The following is a 3,029-nucleotide window of genomic DNA, read 5'->3' as shown; positions in this document are numbered from 1 at the left end:
CTGTCGCGCGGCAGCCGGCAGGACGCCGCGACGGTCGAGGCGTGGGGGGCGACGAGCGTCGTCGGGGACCGGCACGACCCCGCCGTGCGGGACCGCGCGCTCGCGGGCGGGGTCGACGTCGTGGTCGACGTGGTCGGCTACGACGACCGGGACGCCGCGGTGTGGCTCGCGTCGCGCGACCGCATCGGCTCCGCGGTCGTCGTGTCCAGCGCGGCCGTCTACGTCGACGACGCGGGCGACGGCTTCGAGACGGACACGTTCGGCACCTTCCCGGTACCCCTGGACGAGTCGCAGCCGACGGTCGAGGCGGGCCGCGACACGTACGCGACCGGCAAGGTCGCGCTCGAGCGCGCGTGGCTCGACTCCGACGTCCCGACGACCGCGCTGCGCGCCGCGGCGATCCACGGTCCGGGGTGCGTGCAGCCGCGCGAGTGGACGTTCGTCCGGCGCGTGCTCGACGGGCGTGACGTGCGGGTCCTCGCGTACGACGGCCTCAGCCGGTTCCAGACGGTCGCGACGTCGGTGCTCGCGGACCTCGTCCGCCTCGCGGCCGCGCAGCCCGCCGACCGGGTCCTCAACGCCGCCGACCCGGACGCCCCGACGGTCGCCGAGATCGCCCGCGTGGTCGACGCGACGCTCGGTGCCGAGTCCGGCACCGTCACGTTCGCGGGACCGCCGCGGGGCAACCTCGGGCTGACCCCGTGGGCCGTGCCGCGCCCGCTGGTCCTCGACATGGGCCGGGCCGGACGCGAGCTCGGGTACGTCGCGCGCGGCGGCTACGCCGACACGGCCCCCGACGGCATCCACTGGCTCGTCGACGAGGCCGCGCGCCGCGACTGGCGCGACGCGTTCCCCGGCTTCGTGCGGATGGAGGCCATGGGTGACTTCTTCGACTACGCCGCCGAGGACGCGTACCTGGCCGACCGTCGGTCATGATGACCGGCATGACTGCCGACTCCCTCGACGCGACCAACCCCTTCGCGTCGCCCTCGACGCTGCCCTACGGCCTGCCCGACTACACCGCGATCCGCGAGGAGCACTACCGTCCCGCGCTGCTCGCCGGGATGGCGGAGCACCGCGCCGAGGTGGAGGCGATCGCGACCGACCCGGCCGCGCCGACCGTCGAGAACACGCTCGTCGCCCTCGAGCGCGACGGCTGGCAGGCCTTCGACGAGGTGCTGCGGGCGATCGGCCACGACCGGGTCCGGGAGGCGCTCGGTGCGCCGCGCGGACCGTGGGAGGGGGTGCTCGATGGCCCGCGACCCTGATGCCGTCCTCCTGGAGTCCGTGCGCGTCCACCGGGCGCGGCTGCGCGCCGCGTTCCTGCACGGCGACCTGCGCGACCGGCGGACCACCAACGACAACGTGCGGCGGTTCGTCGGGAGCGTCGTCGTGGCGGCCCTCGCGTGCGCGGGCTGCGCGGGGTACTCGTTCGTCCAGGCGAACAGCGGGTCCCTGCGCGGAGGTACGTCGAGCCCGCAGTCGACGATCGGAACGACACCGTGAGCACCTTCACCCGGCTGACCCTGGTCGGCGCGGAGCGTCGTGCCGAGGTCGTCGTGCCGTCCGACGAGGGCGTCGCCGCGATGCTCCCGCAGCTGCTCGAGCTGCTCGGCGAGGTGCGCCCCGACCCGTGCGGCGCGTGCGACTCGTGCGACCGCGGGACCAGCGCACCGGCCCGCTCGACGGGTGTCCGTCCGGGGCAGGCGGTGCGGCACGAGCGGTTCGGCGACGGCACGGTCTCGGTCGTCGAGGCGGACCGGCTGACGGTCCTGTTCGAGGAGCACGGGTACGTGACGCTCGACGCGGCCGTGGCGCTCGACTCGGAGCTGCTGACGGTCCGCTGACGCCGGCGCCCGCCGGCCGCACGCCCGGCGGTCCGGCGCGCTCCCCGTGTCCGGCACCGACATCGGTGTCGGTCGTCTGACCTGCGTCGCGACCCCTCTTCCGCGACGCCTGCACCCCGCGCCATGATCGGCACGGGTGCCCGGTTCGTCCGGTGCGGCCCGCCGCACGTCCCGTCACACCGCACGACGCTCCACGTTCCCGCACCGAACGCCCGAGAAGAGGACGGACCATGGCGACACCCGACACGATCGTGCTCGTGCACGGCCTCTGGATGACCCCGCGCTCCTGGGAGCACTGGGTCCCGTACTACGAGGCGAAGGGCTACCGGGTGCTCACCCCCGGCTACCCCGGCTTCGAGATCGAGGTCGAGGCGCTGCGCGAGAACCAGGAGCTCATCGCGAGGCTCACCGTCCCCGAGGTCGTCGACCACCTGGCCGCCGTGATCGAGGCCCTGGACGCGCCGCCGATCATCATCGGCCACTCGTTCGGCGGGACGCTCACGCAGCTCCTGCTCGCGCGGGGCCTCGGCGCGGCGGGCGTCGTGATCGACTCGGCGCCGACCGAGGGCGTGCGGGTGACGCCGCCGTCGCAGATCAAGTCGCTCAGCCCCGCGTTCACGGACCTGCACAGCCGGCACGGCGCCGTCGCGTTCACCCGGGAGCAGTTCCACTACGCGTTCGCGAACACCCTGAGCCGCGAGGACTCCGACGCGGCGCACGCCCGGTACGCGATCGCCGCGCCGGGCGCGTGGATCTGGACGTACGGGCTCATCGCCAACTACAAGCCGGGTCACCAGGAGACGTGGGTCGACTACGGCAAGGACCGCGCGCCGCTGCTGTTCGTCGCGGGCGGGAAGGACCACATCATGCCCGCGTCGGTGAACCGCTCGAACGCCAAGCACTACGACAAGTCGCCCGCCGTGACCGAGCTGTTCGAGTTCCCCGACCGGGACCACTGGACGTGCGCGGCACCCGGCTGGGAGGCCGTCGCCGACAAGGCGCTCGACTGGGCGGTCGAGCACGCGCGCGCACGCGCCGACGCCTGAACCGCCTCCGCCCGGACGCTGCCCGGCGGTAGCGTCCGGGCATGGCGCGCGACGAGGGGCTCCGGCCCGTCGAGCTCGAGGAGCACGACGGGGATCCGGACTCGCCCTCGACACCGCCGCAGGACGGCGACGACGC

General features: G+C 74.5%; 4 protein-coding genes and 1 pseudogene. All 5 read left to right on the top strand.

Translation table 11 applies throughout. The features are described 5' to 3' along the window. Positions 1 to 936 (top strand): NAD-dependent epimerase/dehydratase family protein (locus tag HGA02_RS14830; protein ID WP_168679774.1); only part of this gene is annotated, 936 nt, incomplete at its 5' end. An 8-nt stretch (positions 937 to 944) separates the two neighbouring features. Continuing rightward, positions 945 to 1,157, top strand: a pseudogene (locus HGA02_RS14825) (M3 family metallopeptidase); the annotation flags it as partial. Positions 1,158 to 1,251: 94 nt separating this feature from the next. Beyond that, positions 1,252 to 1,506, top strand: a complete 255-nt coding sequence (locus tag HGA02_RS14820; RefSeq protein ID WP_200829854.1) for a hypothetical protein — start codon at positions 1,252 to 1,254, stop codon at positions 1,504 to 1,506. Beyond that, entirely contained in the window at positions 1,503 to 1,847 is a 345-nt protein-coding gene (locus tag HGA02_RS14815; RefSeq protein WP_210728617.1) for a DUF3553 domain-containing protein, read from the top strand. Before HGA02_RS14820 ends, HGA02_RS14815 begins: the two co-directional genes overlap by 4 nt. Before the next feature lie 230 nt (positions 1,848 to 2,077). Beyond that, positions 2,078 to 2,893, top strand: a complete 816-nt coding sequence (locus HGA02_RS14810; RefSeq protein ID WP_168679773.1) for an alpha/beta hydrolase — start codon at positions 2,078 to 2,080, stop codon at positions 2,891 to 2,893. The last annotated feature ends 136 nt before the right edge of the window (positions 2,894 to 3,029 follow it).

The organism is Cellulomonas septica, from assembly GCF_012396155.1.
GTDB classification, from domain to species: Bacteria; Actinomycetota; Actinomycetes; order Actinomycetales; family Cellulomonadaceae; genus Cellulomonas; species Cellulomonas septica.
The sequence above is the reverse complement of the archived record's forward strand: the minus strand, read 5'-3'. Positions and strand labels throughout refer to the sequence as shown.

Bases quoted from the DNA above. Each gene is read 5' to 3' on its own strand.
- HGA02_RS14820 (WP_200829854.1), top strand. From the start codon at position 1,252: ATGGCCCGCGACCCTGATGCCGTCCTCCTGGAGTCCGTGCGCGTCCAC.
- HGA02_RS14810 (WP_168679773.1), top strand. From the start codon at position 2,078: ATGGCGACACCCGACACGATCGTGCTCGTGCACGGCCTCTGGATGACC.